The organism is Prevotella sp. kh1p2 (genome assembly GCF_900111525.1).
Lineage (GTDB): Bacteria > Bacteroidota > Bacteroidia > Bacteroidales > Bacteroidaceae > Prevotella.
Genome location: NZ_FOHY01000015.1, coordinates 30497 through 48121 on the forward strand (window position 1 = coordinate 30497; position 17625 = coordinate 48121).

General features: G+C 51.4%; 13 protein-coding genes. 4 read left to right on the forward strand and 9 right to left on the reverse strand.

Features of this window, described 5'->3' with window-relative positions:
- Positions 1-111: 111 nt before the first annotated feature.
- The 8 genes from cas2 to BMW31_RS09760 all read right to left on the reverse strand — a co-directional run bounded on the left by cas2 (position 112) and on the right by BMW31_RS09760 (position 11622).
- Positions 112-453 carry a CRISPR-associated endonuclease Cas2 gene (gene cas2, locus BMW31_RS09725; protein ID WP_177166307.1) on the reverse strand — a complete coding sequence of 114 codons (342 nt, stop codon included), beginning with the start codon at positions 451-453 and terminating at the stop codon, positions 112-114.
- Between the two features lie 6 nt (positions 454-459).
- On the reverse strand, positions 460-1392 hold the full coding sequence (gene cas1, locus BMW31_RS09730; RefSeq protein ID WP_091824868.1) for a type II CRISPR-associated endonuclease Cas1: 933 nt from the start codon (positions 1390-1392) through the stop codon (positions 460-462).
- 13 nt (positions 1393-1405) lie between these two features.
- Complete coding sequence (gene cas9, locus BMW31_RS09735; protein ID WP_091824870.1) at positions 1406-5923, reverse strand: type II CRISPR RNA-guided endonuclease Cas9; 4518 nt, start codon at positions 5921-5923, stop codon at positions 1406-1408.
- A gap of 39 nt (positions 5924-5962) precedes the next feature.
- Positions 5963-6244 (reverse strand): hypothetical protein, encoded by a 282-nt coding sequence (locus tag BMW31_RS13600; RefSeq protein ID WP_255404931.1) that lies wholly within the window; start codon positions 6242-6244, stop codon positions 5963-5965.
- A gap of 165 nt (positions 6245-6409) precedes the next feature.
- Positions 6410-6922, reverse strand: a complete 513-nt coding sequence (locus BMW31_RS09745) for a hypothetical protein (RefSeq protein WP_091824874.1) — start codon at positions 6920-6922, stop codon at positions 6410-6412.
- A 4-nt stretch (positions 6923-6926) separates the two neighbouring features.
- Positions 6927-8969: a porin family protein gene (locus BMW31_RS09750; protein ID WP_091824877.1), complete on the reverse strand. Its 2043-nt coding sequence runs from the start codon at positions 8967-8969 to the stop codon at positions 6927-6929.
- 130 nt (positions 8970-9099) lie between these two features.
- Positions 9100-10158, reverse strand: a complete 1059-nt coding sequence (locus BMW31_RS09755; RefSeq protein ID WP_091824880.1) for a hypothetical protein — start codon at positions 10156-10158, stop codon at positions 9100-9102.
- 183 nt (positions 10159-10341) lie between these two features.
- Positions 10342-11622: an ATP-binding protein gene (locus tag BMW31_RS09760; RefSeq protein WP_091824883.1), complete on the reverse strand. Its 1281-nt coding sequence runs from the start codon at positions 11620-11622 to the stop codon at positions 10342-10344.
- A gap of 1040 nt (positions 11623-12662) precedes the next feature.
- Here BMW31_RS09760 and BMW31_RS09765 point away from each other — a divergent pair.
- From BMW31_RS09765 to BMW31_RS09775, 3 genes are all read left to right on the forward strand, one after another.
- Entirely contained in the window at positions 12663-13658 is a 996-nt protein-coding gene (locus tag BMW31_RS09765) for a YqiA/YcfP family alpha/beta fold hydrolase (RefSeq protein ID WP_091824886.1), read from the forward strand.
- A 400-nt stretch (positions 13659-14058) separates the two neighbouring features.
- A complete protein-coding gene (locus BMW31_RS09770; protein WP_091824889.1) occupies positions 14059-15150 on the forward strand; it encodes a phosphotransferase enzyme family protein in 1092 nt (363 codons plus the stop codon).
- 12 nt (positions 15151-15162) lie between these two features.
- Positions 15163-15816, forward strand: a complete 654-nt coding sequence (locus BMW31_RS09775) for a carbohydrate-binding family 9-like protein (RefSeq protein WP_091824892.1) — start codon at positions 15163-15165, stop codon at positions 15814-15816.
- A 41-nt stretch (positions 15817-15857) separates the two neighbouring features.
- Here the strand turns inward: BMW31_RS09775 and BMW31_RS09780 are convergent, their stop codons facing one another.
- Positions 15858-16595 (reverse strand): winged helix-turn-helix domain-containing protein, encoded by a 738-nt coding sequence (locus BMW31_RS09780; RefSeq protein WP_091824895.1) that lies wholly within the window; start codon positions 16593-16595, stop codon positions 15858-15860.
- Positions 16596-17041: 446 nt separating this feature from the next.
- Here BMW31_RS09780 and BMW31_RS09785 point away from each other — a divergent pair, with 446 nt between their 5' ends.
- On the forward strand, positions 17042-17623 hold the full coding sequence (locus BMW31_RS09785; RefSeq protein ID WP_091824900.1) for a hypothetical protein: 582 nt from the start codon (positions 17042-17044) through the stop codon (positions 17621-17623).
- The last annotated feature ends 2 nt before the right edge of the window (positions 17624-17625 follow it).

Consider the following 17625-nt stretch of genomic DNA (forward strand, 5'->3'; position numbering starts at 1 on the left):
ATAACTGATTTTTAAATAGATAAAAGGTTATTTAGAGAATTATAAAATGATACCGCAAAACAAAATCCCATTCGATAAGAGTGGGATTTTCGTTTTCTATTGGATGCGAGATTAGAATAGTTCCAATTGTTGACCAGGAGTATTAGGAGGCTTTTGTTTCTCACCATAGAAGAGTTGGATGTTAGCAAACTGCTTATCTGTGATGCACAAGATACCGACTTTTCCCACTTTGGGCAATAATGAACGGACACGCTTCATGTGAACCTCGGCATTCTCCATACTTGCACAATGACGTACGTAGATGGAAAACTGGAACATTGTAAAGCCATCTTTCATCAGAGATTTGCGAAAATCAATATAGGCTTTCTTCTCCCTCTTGGTTTCCGTTGGCAGGTCAAAGAATACAAGAATCCACATAATTCGATATTCACTGAAGCGGTCGAAGCTGGTCATATGAATCTACATTTCTGGAAAACTGATGTGACGAGTCTCGCCGGCAAAACATTTTGCAAGGGAAGCGGTTGTCTGTTGAGTGGCAATCATCAGCGGACTGCGCTTGCTATTCACCACGACATCTAACATCGGAATACCCAGAAGCTGCATTTTCAGTTCTTTGGTAATTACCGAAACGTCGTCGTTATGGTTAATGATGTCGATAACAAGCTGGTCTACATACGGTCGATAGGGTTCCATTATGTCGTCAGCCAAACAGTAAGCGTTGTAACGGTTGTGATGATGAATGCCCAGAGTTGGAAGCAAGCCACTACCCACTAACGACCGGGCAATGACTGCTCGCAAGATGGCATAGCCATAGTTGAGAAGATTGTTTGGTGGTATACCTTCGCGGTCGCGAACAAAGCCGGGATAATCTGCGAAGATATTTCGCCAGTAATAGACTGCTGCTCTTGCTTCAAGGTTTCCGGGGTCTCCGCTGCGCACGTCGTTTGCCCATACACGCATGCAGTTGGTTTCTTTGTCTGTGTTGGTTCGTAGGATATGCTCCTGATTGAGAATTTTCTGCTTCACAGTCTGTTGCCAAAGCTGTTTCCGCAATGGCAGCGAGGCATCCAACTGTGAACGAAACCGCTCGTTCTGTGTATTGTTACCACATAAAGGGAGAAGCAGACCAACAGGCATACTTTTTTGGTCGCAAGTGATAACGGCACAGTTGTTCTCCAACAGTGCTTCCAGTACACCCGAAGTTACCGTTATGCGCCGATTATCAAGTATAACCACCCCGATATCTTCTATCGGGATGGTGCGCTCAGCTTCTTTCTTCATCGTTTCAGGCAATGTGCCGTTGTCCTCCACTTCGGGCAAATGTAATACTAACTGGGCATTACGCAGACTCAAGTAGATGGGGTTGCTGAAACATAATGTTTTCTTAATCATAGGAAAAGAAATTTTATTTAATTATTCTAAGAATATTTCCCAGACGATCTACTTCCATTTTCCAGCAGACAGTCTTTATCATTTCGCCAGATAAAGCTCTACCTATTTTATTCATTGCTTCAAATTCAAACTTATCGTAAATAGGTTTAGCTATATAACATGGTAAGAAATGACATTGATTCCCTGTAGAGCTTACCATTTTATAAATCCTTTCCTTATTCAATCTGCATTCCTTCGTAATCATTTCATCCTCTGATGGTACATAGACCAGATCATTAGGCGAGATATAGAACTTCAACGGCACCCCCTCCTCATTCTTCTCTGGCACTGGAGGCAGTTCTTGTTTCAGCCGTTCTATCACCTCGTTCAATGGCATTGTTTTGTATGTTCTTTTTCCTTCTTCATCTTCGTAGATGGCAAAGTAAAGGTTAGTGCCTTTTTGAGCTTCAACAAACTTATCAGCCTTGTTGCCTATTTGTCCTACCGGATACTTCGCACCCATTGGTTCAGACACTCTGACCTTCAAGATTGGTTGATGCTTCTTACCGCCGTTATAGTCAGCTATATGCTGATTTAACTCAGTAATTCCCTCTGGCGTAAAGGCTACGGTAGGGTTTCCTCCTTTCGTCTCAAGGTAGGTAAGGAGTATTTTCTGGATGCCTGTATCTGTGATAGAAGCAATGCGCTTGGCATCAAATGATATATCAAGTGTTTTCCTCGTTGCCACCATCTTTTCTTTCTCATCACTGAATTGCCAAACCTCCACTTTATCCACATGCTGCTTGTTCCAATGATAACCGATGCTCTTGAAATGGGCAAGCAACTGTTTGGTATTGAAATGTTTCTCAACCAAGCTGTTGATGTAGTCACGCAAATCCTTGTTGCAAATAGACGGGATATTCTCCAAAGCATCTTTAAGCTTGACCGTTTCTTTCCGCCGAAGATTGACATGACCAAACACCGTTTCCTTGTGCATTGGCTTTCTTACTGCCCACATTTCCTTACTCTGCTGTTCCGCCATAATCTTCTTACCTTCTGCATCATACCGCTCATAATAATTGGTGGCTTTGTTGATAACACGGACATAGCTCTTGAAGCTGACTATCACATTTTCCAGTGCAGCACAGGCATCCTGCGTGAAAGTGTCCCACGGCTTACGGATAATTCGGTTCTTGTCACAAAGCTGCCGCCGCAGGTCTTCCCGTTTATCCAGACTGTTGGCAGACTCATTGTTAAGGTAGTTGATGATGTTGCGGGAGGCACATGCTATCACCAATGCGTCCATGGCATGGTGACGGTGATCGATGCGTTTCTTACTAAATCCAACCTGCAACTTCAGCGGGAGAGATGTCTGGAAGACCCTTTTGCCTTCCTTGTTTTCCCAATGGCCGAAAACTTCAGACTGTGTAAGATCATTGAGCCGTTCAAAACGTGGGTAAACGATATGATTCCATACATCATTCAGTCCCCAGTCTTTCTTCAGTCTGTCAGTTATGCCACCCGTACAAGGGATGACAAACTTTGAAGTGGTTTCCATTTCCTCCTCCGTCCGCACGATATTTGAAAGCAAAGCCATTACCACCTTACTTATATATCGGCTGTCGTTCATCTGTCGGTTCAGGAACTCCTGAGGTATGTCTTCCATCAGTAACTTATCTTTCTTTGCCCGATTGTTAGCGTAATGGTCCAATACGAATGCCTTGTACTCGTTCTCGCTTAGGATTTTGACATCACCTAACATCGTGCAGTGGACTATCTCTCCACCATGATTTTTGATAAACTCGTAGCCCAGCATATTGCTCTTCTTGGTGTTTACCTCGGCCTCACAAATCACTTTATTATTAAAAGAATCGTCAAAGTAACGGCTCTGTGGAATAACATGTTCTATCTGATATGCCGAAGTGAAGAGCTTCGACAGCGAAATGGGCTTCCCGGTATAAGGCGAACGATATTTCTGTTCCAGCCAGAGCTTATACCTTAACAGTTCGCTTGCCGAAGGCTGCGCCATTTTTGAGATTTTAGAAATCTCGGTAAAGTCCTTATCATCCTTGGTCAGTTCCTGTAAGGCTCCTTCCTCATAAATACGCAATATCTCCTGCTGCATGGGCGAGTAAGGACGTACATCCTTGATATCCGCATCATTCTTCAGTTCCATCAGTAGACTCTTGATGCGCAGATTGGTATTTTCGTTCTTCTGAATATTCTGCGTCATGCGGGCGCGCTGATCCGCTGTACTCTTCATGCTTCGTCCTAATTCAACATGAATTTCGTCTATTCGTCCAGACTCTTTCCATATGTCGTGAACTGTCCGAAGAGTTTCGAGAACACATTGCTCTACGATGGGATTGCGAAGCGAGTGCTGCTTGAAACCATTTATATATGCCATCAAGCTTTCCGGAGTCTCCCAACGTTGAATCTCCGTTGCTTCAGAATGACGCCCATACACAACATAGCATGCCAACCATTCGGGCAGTCCCTGAAAGTCAGAGAGCTGACCGAAAGAATAGGCTGCATGGCTCATTCTTTCTTTTATCTTTTCATCCATATCTCCTTGCAGAATACTCACTATCCTACCTCTCGTCTCTTCACAGATGTTTGCCTCGTGCCACAAGCTACCCATACGCATGACAGCCAACAGCTTTTTCACGGCTTTCTCAGAGTAGGCACCGTAATCTTTCTTAAACGGCTTTACTTTTAGGAAAGCACTAACGAAAACATTCTCATCATTGACAACAACCCGTTTTGCTGCCTCTATCTCTTTTCCTTTCTCTTTTTTATTTGTATCTGCACACAGTTTCTGCAACGCTCTTTCTACCTCATCCTTGGTTTCTACAGAGTAGAGCAAATGCCAAAGGCGATATTGTCGTTCACCGTCATCCAGCCAACTGTGTTCCAAACTTGCACGATCGAGTGCCATAAGCAGTTCATATCGCGTCTCATTGCATGGATATTTCTTCTCTTTATCCTCTATGTAATTCCAACGGATGGGAAACTCTTTCTCTGCACCCGGTGCCTTTACTTTTTTCAGACCAAAGAAATCTTTCAGTAATGTCTCCTGATTGATTTCCTTGCGGTCGTTCAGATAAACAAACAACCGTGCATAATCTTCCCGTGACTGCAGGTACTCCGCAGTAACTTCCTTGTCGTCCGTTCTGTCATAGAGCCGAAGATTGAGGATGAACTGCCACAACCGGAACTCCTGATAATACGGGTTTGACTTCGCAATACACTTGATACCCTGCTGCCTGATTTCTCCTGTCTCCTTGTCTACATATTGATAATGTTCGTATGGACAATCTGCAATCAGCGACTTCTTGCTCTTCAGCGGTCTCTGATAGAAGATAAGGTCAGTCAAGAGCAGATAGACCATATCCTTCTTCAACAGACTATCCCGGTGAGGCTGATTGTTCTGATAAAGTTCCCTGGCACAAGCAGCAAGTATTTCCTTACTCCGCAGTTCCTCATGATATTTGCATTGCTCACGCAGAATGGCTTCCAGTTCTGCCTTATAGTATTTGCGTTCGATGGTACGGATGAAGTTTCCGCGAATTTTGTCAGCAGGTTCAGCCAGCAGATGATCGTAGATGAACGTTCCTACAGTTTTGCCCGATGCTTCCAGTTGACTCTCCGTACGTTTCTTCCGCAACCCCCAATCGTCTTCTTTTGGGGCCCGGAACGACCGTTTCACCTCTCCGGCTTTGTCTTTCTTCGGTGTTGTGCCATCCTTTTCATATTCAGTCGTAACGATAAACTGCCTGGTCTTGCCCACCCAGTCATCAAGAGAAATCTTGCTGCTGCGACGATAAATCCATCCGTTTTCCAACCTGACATTATACCACACTTCATCACCTTTCCGCTCATCTGTTGCTTCCACACCGGTCACTTTCAGCTCATAGAATTCCTCACGCTTCGTCGGATCCTCTTCTTCCTCTTCTCCACGCAACTGATAGTAGCCACGCTTCTGGTTGAAGTTGAGCAGTATCCACGCCAGTTCCTCTTTCCGGATGGCTTGCGTAAGGGCCTTTTTCCGCAGGTAATAGAGTGTCCAGTCCAGTGGTATCTTCCTTCCGTCAGCAACCAGGGCTGGCTGATAACGTTCGAAATCAGCCATCATCTCATGAAACGAATCCATGAAGAGGAACCGCATTGAGCCGTCTGCCTGCCGTTCCCAAGCCAGCTTCGGTTCGCCATGATTGAGGAACTTGCCGTATGTGATCGCCTCCTCTCTGTTCCATCCGATGGCCGAGTCGTAGTGAGGAGGCAGGAAACCCATCACATGCAGCACTCTGTGCAACCGCTCGCGACGCTGCAGGGAACGTTCCCGAATTCTCCGCACACCCCGAAAACCCGTCCGAATGGCTGTCTGCGACTCTGTTACTCCTTTGTCGAAGTTACCCAGTGCATCCTGGCTCATCGGAATAATGCGGCTTCCAAGTTTGATGTCATGCAAGTAATTACCATCGTCGTCAATAGAGACTTTAGCCCAACCAATACTATTGGTTCCCAAGTCTAATCCTAAGATTGTTTTCATCTTTTTGATAGATTTATTTGGTTATTAATAATTAAGTTATTATATTTGCAACAGAATTTTCAAGCAAATCACAATAAGGATTATTCCGTTGTGAAAACAAACAAGGCGGGGCAACTCGCCTTTTTCTTTTTTTCCGAAATCCTTAGCATTTGCTTGTAATATCCCGACTGTCCGTAGATGGAGTTCCAGACTGGATTGGCAGCGATTACAAACGCATGGGTTCACAATTGTGAAAATCTTGCAGAGATTTTCAGTAGACCTCATCTGCCCCATGTCTCTTTCAGTGAGAACTTCTTTTATTCTGCTGGTTAGCTTTTCCATAGGTATTGTAGATTATTTGCAAATATAGCAAATAATATACGACAAAGCGCACAAACGGCATCAATTTATTAAATATAAGGGCTTAAATTCTCGCTCTATTGCTGGTTTATTGGGTGCTCCTATCAAAGCGTGTATGTCTTCCTTCAATCCTTCTTGCCCTTTCCGTTACTCTTCTGGCTTAAATTTTCCCAAGCGAGCATTGGACGGCTGCGCCCGCCACCTTTTAACCTTGAACAGCAGGAGGGCGGCAGCTTGCTGATAGGAGGCAGGATAGCAGAGGGTGAGGACATACCAGCGGCCGCTGCGCAGGATGTAGTGGGAGCAGTAGCGGTAGCCCTCTACAGATGCCACGGAGCCGGAGTCCACCACATCGGCTGTGCGGAAGCGGTACTTCCCGGCAGGTTCAACCCTGCACTCCATGACCATATTCATGCCGTGGGCATGGTAGCCGAACTGCACACGGCCCGCCCCATCGCCGGCAAAGGTTTCCTGTTGGAAGAAGGAAGGATAGCTGAAGCTGTAGTCCAGAGCCGTATCGGTGTAGGTGTTGAAGTACACAAAGTTCATGCCTTCCTGGAACACTTCCTCGAACGGACGCTCATCGCCCACCGGGATGGTGTATTCGGCCACGATGACGGCAAACACCAGAACTGCCAACAGCACCAACAACTTCCTCATACGCCTACATGATGCCCGTTTGCCTGTCCTCGTTTTTGAGCTGTCTCTGCACTTCGCGGAACTTCCGTCCACGGCTCAGGCGCCACGCCACGTTCAGCATAAGCGCGTTGCCATAGTCGGTTCCGCGCATCATAATCTGCTTCCACACGTAGCGATTCACCACTTCGTCCTTCATCATCATGGGGTTCTTCTCCAGCGGATGCTGCCAATAGGCCGACAGCGTGAGATTACCTGCCCGGTAGGAGCAGCCCACGTAGGTTGCCGCCCCCTGCCGGCTACGCGTCTCACCCTCCATAAAGCGCCAGCCGTTGTCGGCATAGGCCGTCAGTGTCCACCGTCCCAGATAGGCCTGCATGCTGCCCTGCACGTTGTAGGCCGTGAGATAATGGCGGTAGTCGTCGCCGCGGTTGAAGAAGCGGTAGATGCCGGCCGAGGCCTGAAAAGTCAGCTTCCGGGGCACGATGTCCCAACGCACGTCGTCCGATACGTAAAACATATCGATGCTGCGCTGGTTCTTTTGCGTGTAGAGAAACTCGTTGTTGTCCGTCCGGGTGTAGCTTGCCATGTTGGGATGGCGGTTGAGTCGCTGCACAATGTTGATGGAGTTAGACAGCCGGGGCACGTTCCAGGCTATGCGCAGGCTGTGCTCCAGGCGACTTGTAGGCTTCAGGTAGGGATTGCCCACCGTCCATTCCATGCTGTTCTGCCTGATGCGCGTGTCGCTTACCATGGCCACCTGCGACAGCCGACTCTCCACACCAGCCATGTAACGCACCGAGAGCGAGGGCGCAAACTCATACGTTAGCGTGAGCCGGGGCATGAAGAGCCAGCGGTTATAACTGTAACCGCCCTGGCGGTAGCGCTCGTTCGTGGCCCCCAGACCGGCCACGTAGGCCCACTTGTGCCAGTTACCCTTGACCTCGCCGAAGAGGTACAGCGAGCTGTTGTGCATGCAGTTGAGCGACTCCACGCTGCCTGTATAGGCGTTGCGGGTATATTTCCACTTGTGGCGGGCACCGAACGAGAGCGTGAGGGGCCGCAAGCGGTGTTCGTAAATAGCCTCGGTGAGCAGCGACCACGTGCGACCCTGCACGTCGTAGGCATAGGGCGAGCCCTCCGTATTGAGCCGGTGGCTGCGTGTGCCGATGGCTGTACCCACGATGTTCACCGTTACCGTTCGCCCTCTGCCGATGTGACGGAATGCGTAGAGGTCGGCAACGGGCGAGAAATTGCGGCCATGCGAGCGGATGAATGCGGTGCTCCCGGCCGAGCCGTCTGCTATCCTGCGCTGCTGCCAGTCGCCGGGCATCTGATTGAACGAACCGTACAACGAGGCCTGAAGCACGTTGGAGGCAGAGTCGGCGAGGCTGAATTTCAGCTCGGCCGAATGCCTGTAGCTGCGCGAGCGTGCGGCCTCGTCGCGCCGCGAGATGTCGTACCTACTGCCGTCGGTCAGCAGGTAGCTGGCCAGTTCCTCGTACCGGCTGCCCCTGAAGTCGCTGTAGCCGAAGTCGTAATTGAAGGCTATCTCCGCATCTCCGCGGTTCAGGCGCCCGTACACGGCGTTGTCGCCATACCGGGTGGTAACGGCGTTGCTTGCATCCACGCCCACTACGCTGCCGCTTACGGCCCGCTGTGTGCGGATGTTGACCACATAGGCCACTCCCTGTCCGTACCTCACGCCCGGATTGTCTATAAACTCAACGCTCCTGACCGTGCCTGCATCGAGCGCAAGAAGGTCTTCCCTGGAGGCTATGGCTCCGTTGAGCCGCAGCTGGAGTTCGCCTCTGCCGTCCAGCACCACCACGGAACGCATCACCTCATCTACCCTCAAGCCGGGCAACTGCAGCTTGGCCAGCAAGCTGTAGCCATTGGTCGAGGCCCGTTTCTGCGCCTCCGAAGGTATGAGCAGCTTGCCATCGGGCTTGTTTACCACGCGGGCGGCCTCAACCGTTACGCTGTCCAGCTGCACTTCCTTTTCCGTTTGGGCCTGCAGGGGCAGGGCTATGAGCCACAGGCAGGCCGCCATCATCATCTGTTTTTGCATCTTCCTTCGTTTTTGAAGCGAAAATACGCAAAAGCATAAAGACACTACCTAAAAGCCAACTGACATTTTACTGACATCTTGCTGACACCGCCCCGTCGGCCTGCCGACAAGCCCCGGCGCCGCGAGAAGGCTATTCCGTAATGATTTCCTGCACGCCTTCGCTTACCGGTCGTAGTTTGATGTGCGCGCAATACTTATCGTAAAGGGGCTTGAAGTACGGCTGCGGATGCTTTTCATAGGCGTCTTTCAGTTCAATACCAAAGGTCAGGAGGTCTTCCTTCGGCATGTTTTGACCCATCAAGTGCTGCAACATGCGGTAGCTCCACGGCTCGGGATAGGCCAGCAGCACCGGAATAAGATACGTGTCCGACAGCGCTGAAGGCTCTCCATCAATGGCTTCGCGGCATTGCTCCTGTACAAACCATGCGAACGACTTATGGGGCCAGTTCTCAACAGCTGCCAACCCGGCTATCGTTTTGTCGTAACTCTCCGCCCGCATGGTTTTCAGCACCCGCTCTATAAGCGGTATATCCGCCGTGCGGTGGAATTTGGCAAGGGCTGCCACGGGGGCATAGTTCCCCTTTGCCACCTCCGTCCGCAGCTTGGAATAATAAACTTTACGGGGCCGGAGTGTGCCGAGAAACCAGGGATTTTGCAAGAGGTCGGCCTGCCGATTGGAAAAGAACTGCAGGCTGTCCAACTGGTTCTGCCACACCGCAGCTAAGGGAGGCTGGTCATGGTCCATTGAGTTAACGGCCTCAATGGCCTCTACAAACGGGGCATCGTACACGATGCAGCCCGACTGGAGTGTGACTTTGACGCTGTCGTTGATGTGTTCTTGGTAGAAGTGCACGGCCTTTTGGCCCGACTTACGCCGCAGTTGGCGATACGCACACAGCCGTACAACGAGCGAGCTGTCGGTGCCGGCGAGCCAGTAGAGCACCTCGGTGCCGGCATGTCGGCCCAACCGGTTGCACCACTCCCACTGTGGCTTCTCCGTGCCGGCCATGCCCACGCCTCTGGTAAGATAGAAGGTGGAATCCTGCCTGATGCTGTCAACCATCATTATGGTACTGTCGTTCATCTGCGGGCGGCTCTTCAGCACGTTGTCATGGCAGCCGGCGAACAATAAAAAGCACGTGGCAAGCAGCGCGAGTGCGCAAGCCGTCTTTCTCCGTTTATCCATCATCGCATGTGTTTGGTATTACTTTGGCAAATATACAAAATAATCTCACACTCGCAATACAAAGGAGCAGGAAAAACGAATGCCGGTTTCAACAACGGCAGCTGCTACCCCCGGCACATCCTCTCCGGATGCTCAAGCCCGCTGAAACGGCTGTATTACGATACGCCGGGGCTCGATTTGCGGGCTTTAGTCTTTCAGGCAACCTATCGGCACTACATATACACCATCCGTACGCCTGTAGGCATAAGCGCCCACTCCTGTGAGAACCATCATAAAGGCGGGTGCTTTCATTCTTGTAGTATCAATCTTCTCGCTTAATGCAATCAGGTTCTTTGCTCCTTCGTCAATCAGTTTATCGCCGCCCAACTTAATTTCTATCAAGCCATAAGACCCGTTGCGCAGATGGATAACGGCATCACACTCCAATCCGTTTTTGTCTCTGAAATGGTAAACTCTTCCGTCTAAAGCGTCTGCGTAGACACGGAGATCGCGAATGCACATGGTCTCGAAAAACAGCCCAAAGGTATTCAAATCGTTTATCAGGTCATCAGGACCAAGGCCCAAGGCCGCACATGCAACAGACGAGTCAACGAAGTAACGGGTGTCCGAAGTCCTGATAGCCGTCTTGCTCCGCAGGTTCGGGTTCCACGCCGGCATGTCTTCAATGACAAAAATCTTCTTCAGGGCATTCAGATAAGAAGCAAGTGTGGCAGAACTCATTTCCTCCGTGTCATTAACTACTATGTCATCCAGTATTGTCTGCATGCTGGCTTGCGTCCCCTGGTGCCTGGCATAGGAGCGCATCAGGCGTTTGGCGCGTTCTTCATCACGCCGAACATCATCCACCCTTGATATGTCGGACCGGGTAATTGCTTCATAGTATTCTGCTGCCTGCGTAAGAGCAGCCTTTTCGGTCTTTGCCCACAGCGAGTTAGGCCATCCTCCTCTGCACACCAGGAACGCCAAACGTTCCATCGTGAGGTTGGCAGAACTGCCTATCTGTTCTGGCGACCTGAAGACTTCCGACAGGCTGATGCCGCCGTTGGAGTCGCCCGTTTCCCACAGACTCATTGGCCGCATGGTCAGCCACCCGTAGCGACCGGTGCCGGTGTGGTGTATGTCTTTCGTTTCAGGTGGAACGGCCGAACCTGTCAAAATATACTGACCGACTTCGTTGCGATGGTCAACCTCGAACCTGATGGCATCCCAGAACCTGGGTACTACCTGCCACTCGTCTATCAGTCTGGGTGTTGTGCCCTGCAAAAGGAAACGAATATTGGTTTGTGCCATTTGCAGATATTGTTCAGAACGTTCCGGGTCGTCCATGTAGAGCACACTCTTTGCCTGTTGTTCTGCCGTGGTTGTCTTGCCACATCCTTTGGGTCCTTCTATCAGAACCGCTCCCATTGCATCCAACTTGTCCATAAGCAATCGGTCTGCAATGCGTTTCCTATATACCTTTTCCATGTTTTCTCAGAATAAAAGAATATGCAGCAAAGATAACAAAATAACCTTATCAACGCAAATTATCAGCCATCTATTTAGCAATTTGGCCAACTTTCGTTTAGCAGTTTGGCTAACTTTTAGTTTGTAGTTTGGCCAAAATTCACCTTAAAAATTGTGCTGTAACAACCCTGGTTGTCAGGAATGTGGGGGCTGCTTGGTGGGTTCATTTGGCTCCGTCGCCCTTTGCAGCCCCACCCGCTGTAAACAGCGCTCCGCACGGAGCTATGGTTCGAGGCCCTTGAAGGATACGTTCAATGGGCTTGAAGGTATCGGTCAAGGGGCTTGAAAGGCAGCTTCGGTAAAGCTGTTATGTAAGTATCTGATAATGAGAGGGATGTAATGGCGGGCCTGCTGGGCTGAAAGGGAGTGACTAAAACGGGTTCGACAAGCCTCCGGAAAGCCACTCTGATGGTGCAAAAGCAAGGAAACCGTTGCTGCAATCATCCCCTCCTAACCTCCCCTTTCTAAGGGGAGGAACCGCTGCTGTGTGCGTTTAAAGACAGAGTAACAGAGTAATCTTTCGGCTGCTGCAGGTTTGCTGCTTCATAGAAAAAGGTAAACAACGCTTGGAGAAAGGTCAAACCGGTATCCTCCCCTTAGAAAGGGGAGGCGGAGGAGGGGATGACTTGATGGCATGAAATAGCGATGCTGCTTAAGAAATCATCCCCTCTTTCATTGTGAATTGTGAATTATGAATTGTGAATTAGGAGCTTGCTGCTTGCAAAATCATCCCCTCCTAACCTCCCCTTTCTAAGGGGAGGAACCGTAGCTGCTTGCATCTAAAGACAGAGTAACAGAGTAATCTTTCGGCTGTTGCAGGTTTGCTGCTTCATAGAAAAAGATAAACAACGCTTGGAGAAAGGTCAAACCGGTATCCTCCCCTTGGAAAGGGGAGGCGGAGGAGGGGATGATTTGATGACACGGCGGAGAGAAATAATGCTGCCGGCTGCATGCCGTTTCGGCTAAAAGCGCTATCTTTGCATGAACAACTGATAACGAGCATGCAAAATCCTTACCTCAAGCAATACCCTGACCTCATGCAGGGCAAGAAGATACTCTACATCCACGGCTTCGGCTCCTCGGCCCAGTCGGGCACCGTAAAGCTCATTCAAACGGTGCTGCCCTCGGCCGATGTCATGGCCTACGACCTGCCCCTGCATCCCGAAGAGGCCCTGGCGCTGCTGCGCCGGGTGTGCAGCGAACGGCAGCCCGACCTCATCCTGGGCACCTCGATGGGCGGTATGTACGCCGAGATGATGTACGGCTACGACCGTATCTGCGTGAACCCGGCCTTTGAAATGGGCGAAACCATGCACAGCCACGACATGATGGGGCGCCAAACATACCAGAACCCGCGGCAGGACGGAGTACAGGAGTTCTTCGTAGACAAGCCGCTCGTAAAGGAGTACAAGGCCATTACGGAACAGTGCTTCGGCGGTGTGACGGCCGAAGAGCAGACCCGCTGCTACGGTCTTTTTGGCGATGAGGACGACGTGGTGAACACTTTCGACCTCTTCCGGGCACACTACACGCAGGCCATACGCTTCCACGGAGGCCACCGGCTGGACGACCGCTCCTTCATGCACGGCGTGCTGCCCGTAGTGAGATGGATTGACGACCGCCAGCAAAGGCGCGAACGGCCCATCGTGTACATCGACTTCAGCACCCTGCACGATGGATACATGAAGCCGCGCTCCAGCATGGCCAAGGCCTACGCCATGCTCTGCGAGCGCTACCAGGTGTACGTCGTGGCCCCTGCTCCTGCCAACGAGCCGGCGCAAATGGCTGCTGTGCAGGCCTGGGTGGAGCAGTATCTCAGCACGCCGGCTTACGACCGCGTTATCTACACCAACCGCAAGGCGCTGCTCTACGGCGATTATCTCGTCGATACTGCACCCGATGACGACGCCATGGCCACAACTATCGCCTTCGGGAGCGATGAGTTCAAGACCTGGGAAGAGGTCATCACGTACTTTAAAAGGTTAGGAGGACAGTAGCTGCTTTGCTCTAATTGATAATTTATAATGGATAATTGATAATTATGATTAGTCTTAATTGAGAATGGAGAACTGGGTAATTGAGAATGGAGAACTGGGTAATTGAGAATTGAGAATGGACAATTGAGAATTATGATTCGTTTTGTGGACAGGCTCTTCTGCCTGATTTCGCGCTGCGCTACGCCCTGTTTTCTTCCTTTATTCATACGGATTAAAATTGCCTGTTATCAATCATCAAATGTCCATTCGGACCAATCATAATTATCCATTGTCCATTATCAATTCTCAATTCGGACTAATCATAATTCTCAATTATCCATTATCAATTATCAATTAATTAACTGTGCTTTTGTTGAATCAATAAAATTGATTACTTTTGCCACATCAAATTCATGAAGACATGCAACAAGAAAAGTTCAACAACATCGTCTCCCGTTTCCTCACAGAGGGGACAGTGGAAAGCGTGGAGCCGTTAGGAAACGGACTCATCAACGACACCTACCGCGTGACAACTACCGAGCCCGACGCGCCCGACTATGTCCTGCAGCGCATCAACAACGCCATCTTTACCGATGTTGACCTGCTGCAGCACAACATCGAGGCCGTTACAAGCCACATTCGCCGCAAGTTGGAGGCTGCCGGAACGGCCGACATAGACCGCCGCGTGCTGCGCTTTGTGCCCACGGGCGAGGGCAAAACCTACTTCAAGGATGCCGACGGCACCTACTGGCGGCTGTCGGTGTTCATCCCGAGGGCCCACACCTACGAGACCGTAAACCCGCAGTATTCCTACGATGCGGGCAAGGCATTCGGCCAGTTCGAGGCTATGCTCGTCGACATTCCCGACAAGCTGGGCGAAACAATACCCGACTTCCACAACATGGAGCTGCGCATGCGCCAGCTCAGAGAGGCCGTGGCAGCCGACCCCTTGGGCCGGGCGGCCGAGGTGCAGGAGTACATCGACGGCATTGAACGCCACGCCGAGCGCATGTGCAAGGCCGAACGCATGTTCCGCGAAGGCACGCTTCCCAAGCGCATCTGCCACTGCGATACGAAAGTAAACAACCTGATGTACGACGAAGACGGCACCGCCCTCTGCGTCATCGACCTCGATACAACCATGCCGAGCTTTGTTTTCTCCGACTTCGGCGACTTCCTCCGCACGGCCGGAAGCACCCTTCCGGAAGACGACCCGGATACAGAGCGCGTGGACTTCCGCATGGACATCTTCCGTGCTTTTGCCCGCGGGTACATGGAGTCGGCACGTGCATTCCTCACGCCCGTGGAGACCGAGAACCTGCCTTATGCCGCCGAGCTGTTCCCCTTCATGCAGTGCGTGCGCTTCCTGGCCGACTACATCAACGGCGACACCTATTACAAGATTAAGTATCCGGAGCATAATCTCGTCAGAACCCGCAACCAGTACCGCCTCTTTGAGCGCGTTTGCTCGTACGAGAAGGAAATGGCAGAGTTCATCGAGAGCTGCAAGTAAGAGCTTGAAGACATGAAGACGTTATCCGTTCGCAAAATAGCAGCGGCCCCGAAAGAGGCTGCCGAGGTGCCTGCCCTGCTCGACCGCGATGGCGTGGAGTGGCAACCCATAGACTGCGTGAACTGGCCCGAGGCCTATCCCTACGCCCCTCGGGTGGCTTTCCGCATGGCTCACACGGGCCCGCTGCTGCTTATCCACTACCGTGTCAGGGAATACAGCGTGGCTGCTGTGGCCCCTCACGACTGCGGCCGCGTATGGGAAGACTCCTGCTGCGAGTTCTTCTCCGTCCCTGCTGCCGACGGTTACTATTACAATATGGAGTGTAACTGCGCCGGAACGCTGCTTGTTGCGGCCGGCACCGGGCGCGAGGGGCGCGAGCATGCGCCGCAGCCGGTGCTCGAGAGGGTGCTGCGCTGGTCGTCGTTAGGCCGCCGGCCGTTCGCCGAACGCATAGGAGAAGTGGAATGGGAGCTGGCACTCGTTGTTCCTGCTGCCACCTACTTCAGGCACAGCATCACGGCTTTCGACGGCCTCACCATGCGGGCCAACTTCTACAAGTGCGGCGACAAGCTGAGCCGACCGCACTTCCTGTCGTGGAATCCCATTGCCGTCGGCAAGCCCGATTTCCACCGGCCGGACTTCTTCGGGACCTTGGTATTTGCGTAATCCGGGCCCGGCAGGGCAGCTATTACGCCCTTTTCATCCAACTACTCCACGCGGTCGGTCAGCTCATAGCAGCGTCCGCGGTCGGAGACTATTCGCAGGTTGCTGTTCTGTTCCACAACAGGCTTCAGCCTGCGAATAAGCGTATAGAGGGTTTCTGATGCGTCCGGCTTCTTCGGCCACAGTGCTTCGCAAATTTCCTTTTTGCCGAGCCGGTGTGCGGGAGCGGCGAAGAAGAGCTCCATGAGCTGCTGTTGCATGGGCGTGAAGGGAATGAGCGCGTGGTCGGCATCGTAGAAGCGATGCTCGGTCCGGACGTAAACCATCCGCCCGAAGACGGCTGCCGGCATGGCATGTTTCCTGAAGTAGCCCACGGAGAGCACTGCCCACAGCGCCGCCAAGGCGCCCAGCGAGAGCGGTAACCGTTGGTCCGACATGCCCACAACGGCTGCAACGGAGCAGTTGGCGTAGCTCTGGAACGCCACCGCACGGCGGCTTCTGCGCCACTGCATACGGCGGCTGCACAGAGCGCCTGCCTGGTTCTCCAAGGCGTAATACACGAAGGAGCGGTCGCGCAGTGCCGCTATGTTCAGGTTACTGCGGTAGGTGAGTATCGTGTCGGGCGTAATCCAGCTTTCCTGCTTGGCCGCGAGCGTGCGGGCCAAGGCCTGGTTCATGTCCTCCACAATGTACGCTTGCATGCGGTGATAGCTGCCAACGCCCGTGACGACTGCACTGCACACGATGACCAAAAAGATGATAACAGCATGGTAAGGTTTCATAATTACACGGTAAGATTGCAGGAGCAAAGATAGCAAAAATAGCTCATTCCGCCGCCTCTTCCGGCAAAATATTGCCTCAAAAGATGCAGCTTACCTTGTTACATGCCCGGCCGGTAACCTCCGCTCGGGAAAAGAAACGATGGAGGCGATGATTACCAGAGGGCTTGCTACCTGCATGCAGCGGTGCAGCAGGATACGAGGAGGAACTTTCGACAGGTGTCAAAAGATTGTGCGACACCTGTCAAACGATTGTGCGACAAGTGTCGAAAGTTCCCGAAGCACACATGCAAGAACCCCGCTTGCCCACTACGCGACCCCGTGGAGGCAGCTGCAGGACGGCATCAGCAGAGGGATGAAACAAAAAAACGGGACGTTTAGGCTAAAAACATCTGATTTATGTGCAAGATTTCTTATTTTTGCAGTTGAATGGTTAAATAACTTCGAAAATGAGAAAAACGACTTTCTTTTATCTTCTTCTGTTCCTTACGAGCCTCGTAACGGCAGGATGTGAGATAGCAGACAACGGCACCAGCTCCGACACAGAGTACCAGTCGCCCGGCCGGCAGGTCTATTCGGGTGTGTGGAAGCATGGCGACAAGACCATGGAAACAGCCTTGTGTACGTTCTTCAACAACCAGATAGCCTTCTCGTCGTTCAACACCCGGTTCCTCTTCGAGCAGGTGGGAACCGACAAGTTTCCCTACCCCATCGACCAATACGTGGGCTCCACCGTCACGCTGAACTGCATGCGGCAGGGCATATCGGATGCAAACGACTACTACACCATCAACGACACCGTGATAACTGTGGGCGGGTTTTACGACAACTCCACCCTGCCGGAGCTCACGACGGTGGCCGAGCCCCGTCTCGACCTCCATCTGCACGGCTCCGTGTTCTACGTCACAAGGAGCCCGGCCACGCTTACCGCCATCATCCGCATCAGCCAGATAGACTACAATCCCGATGGTAAAGCCGTGGAGAGCAGGAAGTTCAGCGAACCGATTGAAATGCAGTTTGTAGGCAAATAGCC

What these genes read in the sequence shown, in the direction of transcription:
- cas2 (WP_177166307.1), bottom strand. Translation starts at nt 453, where the DNA reads ATGACCAGCTTCGACCGCTTCAGTGAATATCGAATTATGTGGATTCTT.
- cas1 (WP_091824868.1), bottom strand. Translation starts at nt 1,392, where the DNA reads ATGATTAAGAAAACATTATGTTTCAGCAACCCCATCTACTTGAGTCTG.
- cas9 (WP_091824870.1), bottom strand. Translation starts at nt 5,923, where the DNA reads ATGAAAACAATCTTAGGATTAGACTTGGGAACCAATAGTATTGGTTGG.
- BMW31_RS13600 (WP_255404931.1), bottom strand. Translation starts at nt 6,244, where the DNA reads ATGGAAAAGCTAACCAGCAGAATAAAAGAAGTTCTCACTGAAAGAGAC.
- BMW31_RS09745 (WP_091824874.1), bottom strand. Translation starts at nt 6,922, where the DNA reads ATGAGGAAGTTGTTGGTGCTGTTGGCAGTTCTGGTGTTTGCCGTCATC.
- BMW31_RS09750 (WP_091824877.1), bottom strand. Translation starts at nt 8,969, where the DNA reads ATGCAAAAACAGATGATGATGGCGGCCTGCCTGTGGCTCATAGCCCTG.
- BMW31_RS09755 (WP_091824880.1), bottom strand. Translation starts at nt 10,158, where the DNA reads ATGATGGATAAACGGAGAAAGACGGCTTGCGCACTCGCGCTGCTTGCC.
- BMW31_RS09760 (WP_091824883.1), bottom strand. Translation starts at nt 11,622, where the DNA reads ATGGAAAAGGTATATAGGAAACGCATTGCAGACCGATTGCTTATGGAC.
- BMW31_RS09765 (WP_091824886.1), top strand. Translation starts at nt 12,663, where the DNA reads ATGCAAAATCCTTACCTCAAGCAATACCCTGACCTCATGCAGGGCAAG.
- BMW31_RS09770 (WP_091824889.1), top strand. Translation starts at nt 14,059, where the DNA reads ATGCAACAAGAAAAGTTCAACAACATCGTCTCCCGTTTCCTCACAGAG.
- BMW31_RS09775 (WP_091824892.1), top strand. Translation starts at nt 15,163, where the DNA reads ATGAAGACGTTATCCGTTCGCAAAATAGCAGCGGCCCCGAAAGAGGCT.
- BMW31_RS09780 (WP_091824895.1), bottom strand. Translation starts at nt 16,595, where the DNA reads ATGAAACCTTACCATGCTGTTATCATCTTTTTGGTCATCGTGTGCAGT.
- BMW31_RS09785 (WP_091824900.1), top strand. Translation starts at nt 17,042, where the DNA reads ATGAGAAAAACGACTTTCTTTTATCTTCTTCTGTTCCTTACGAGCCTC.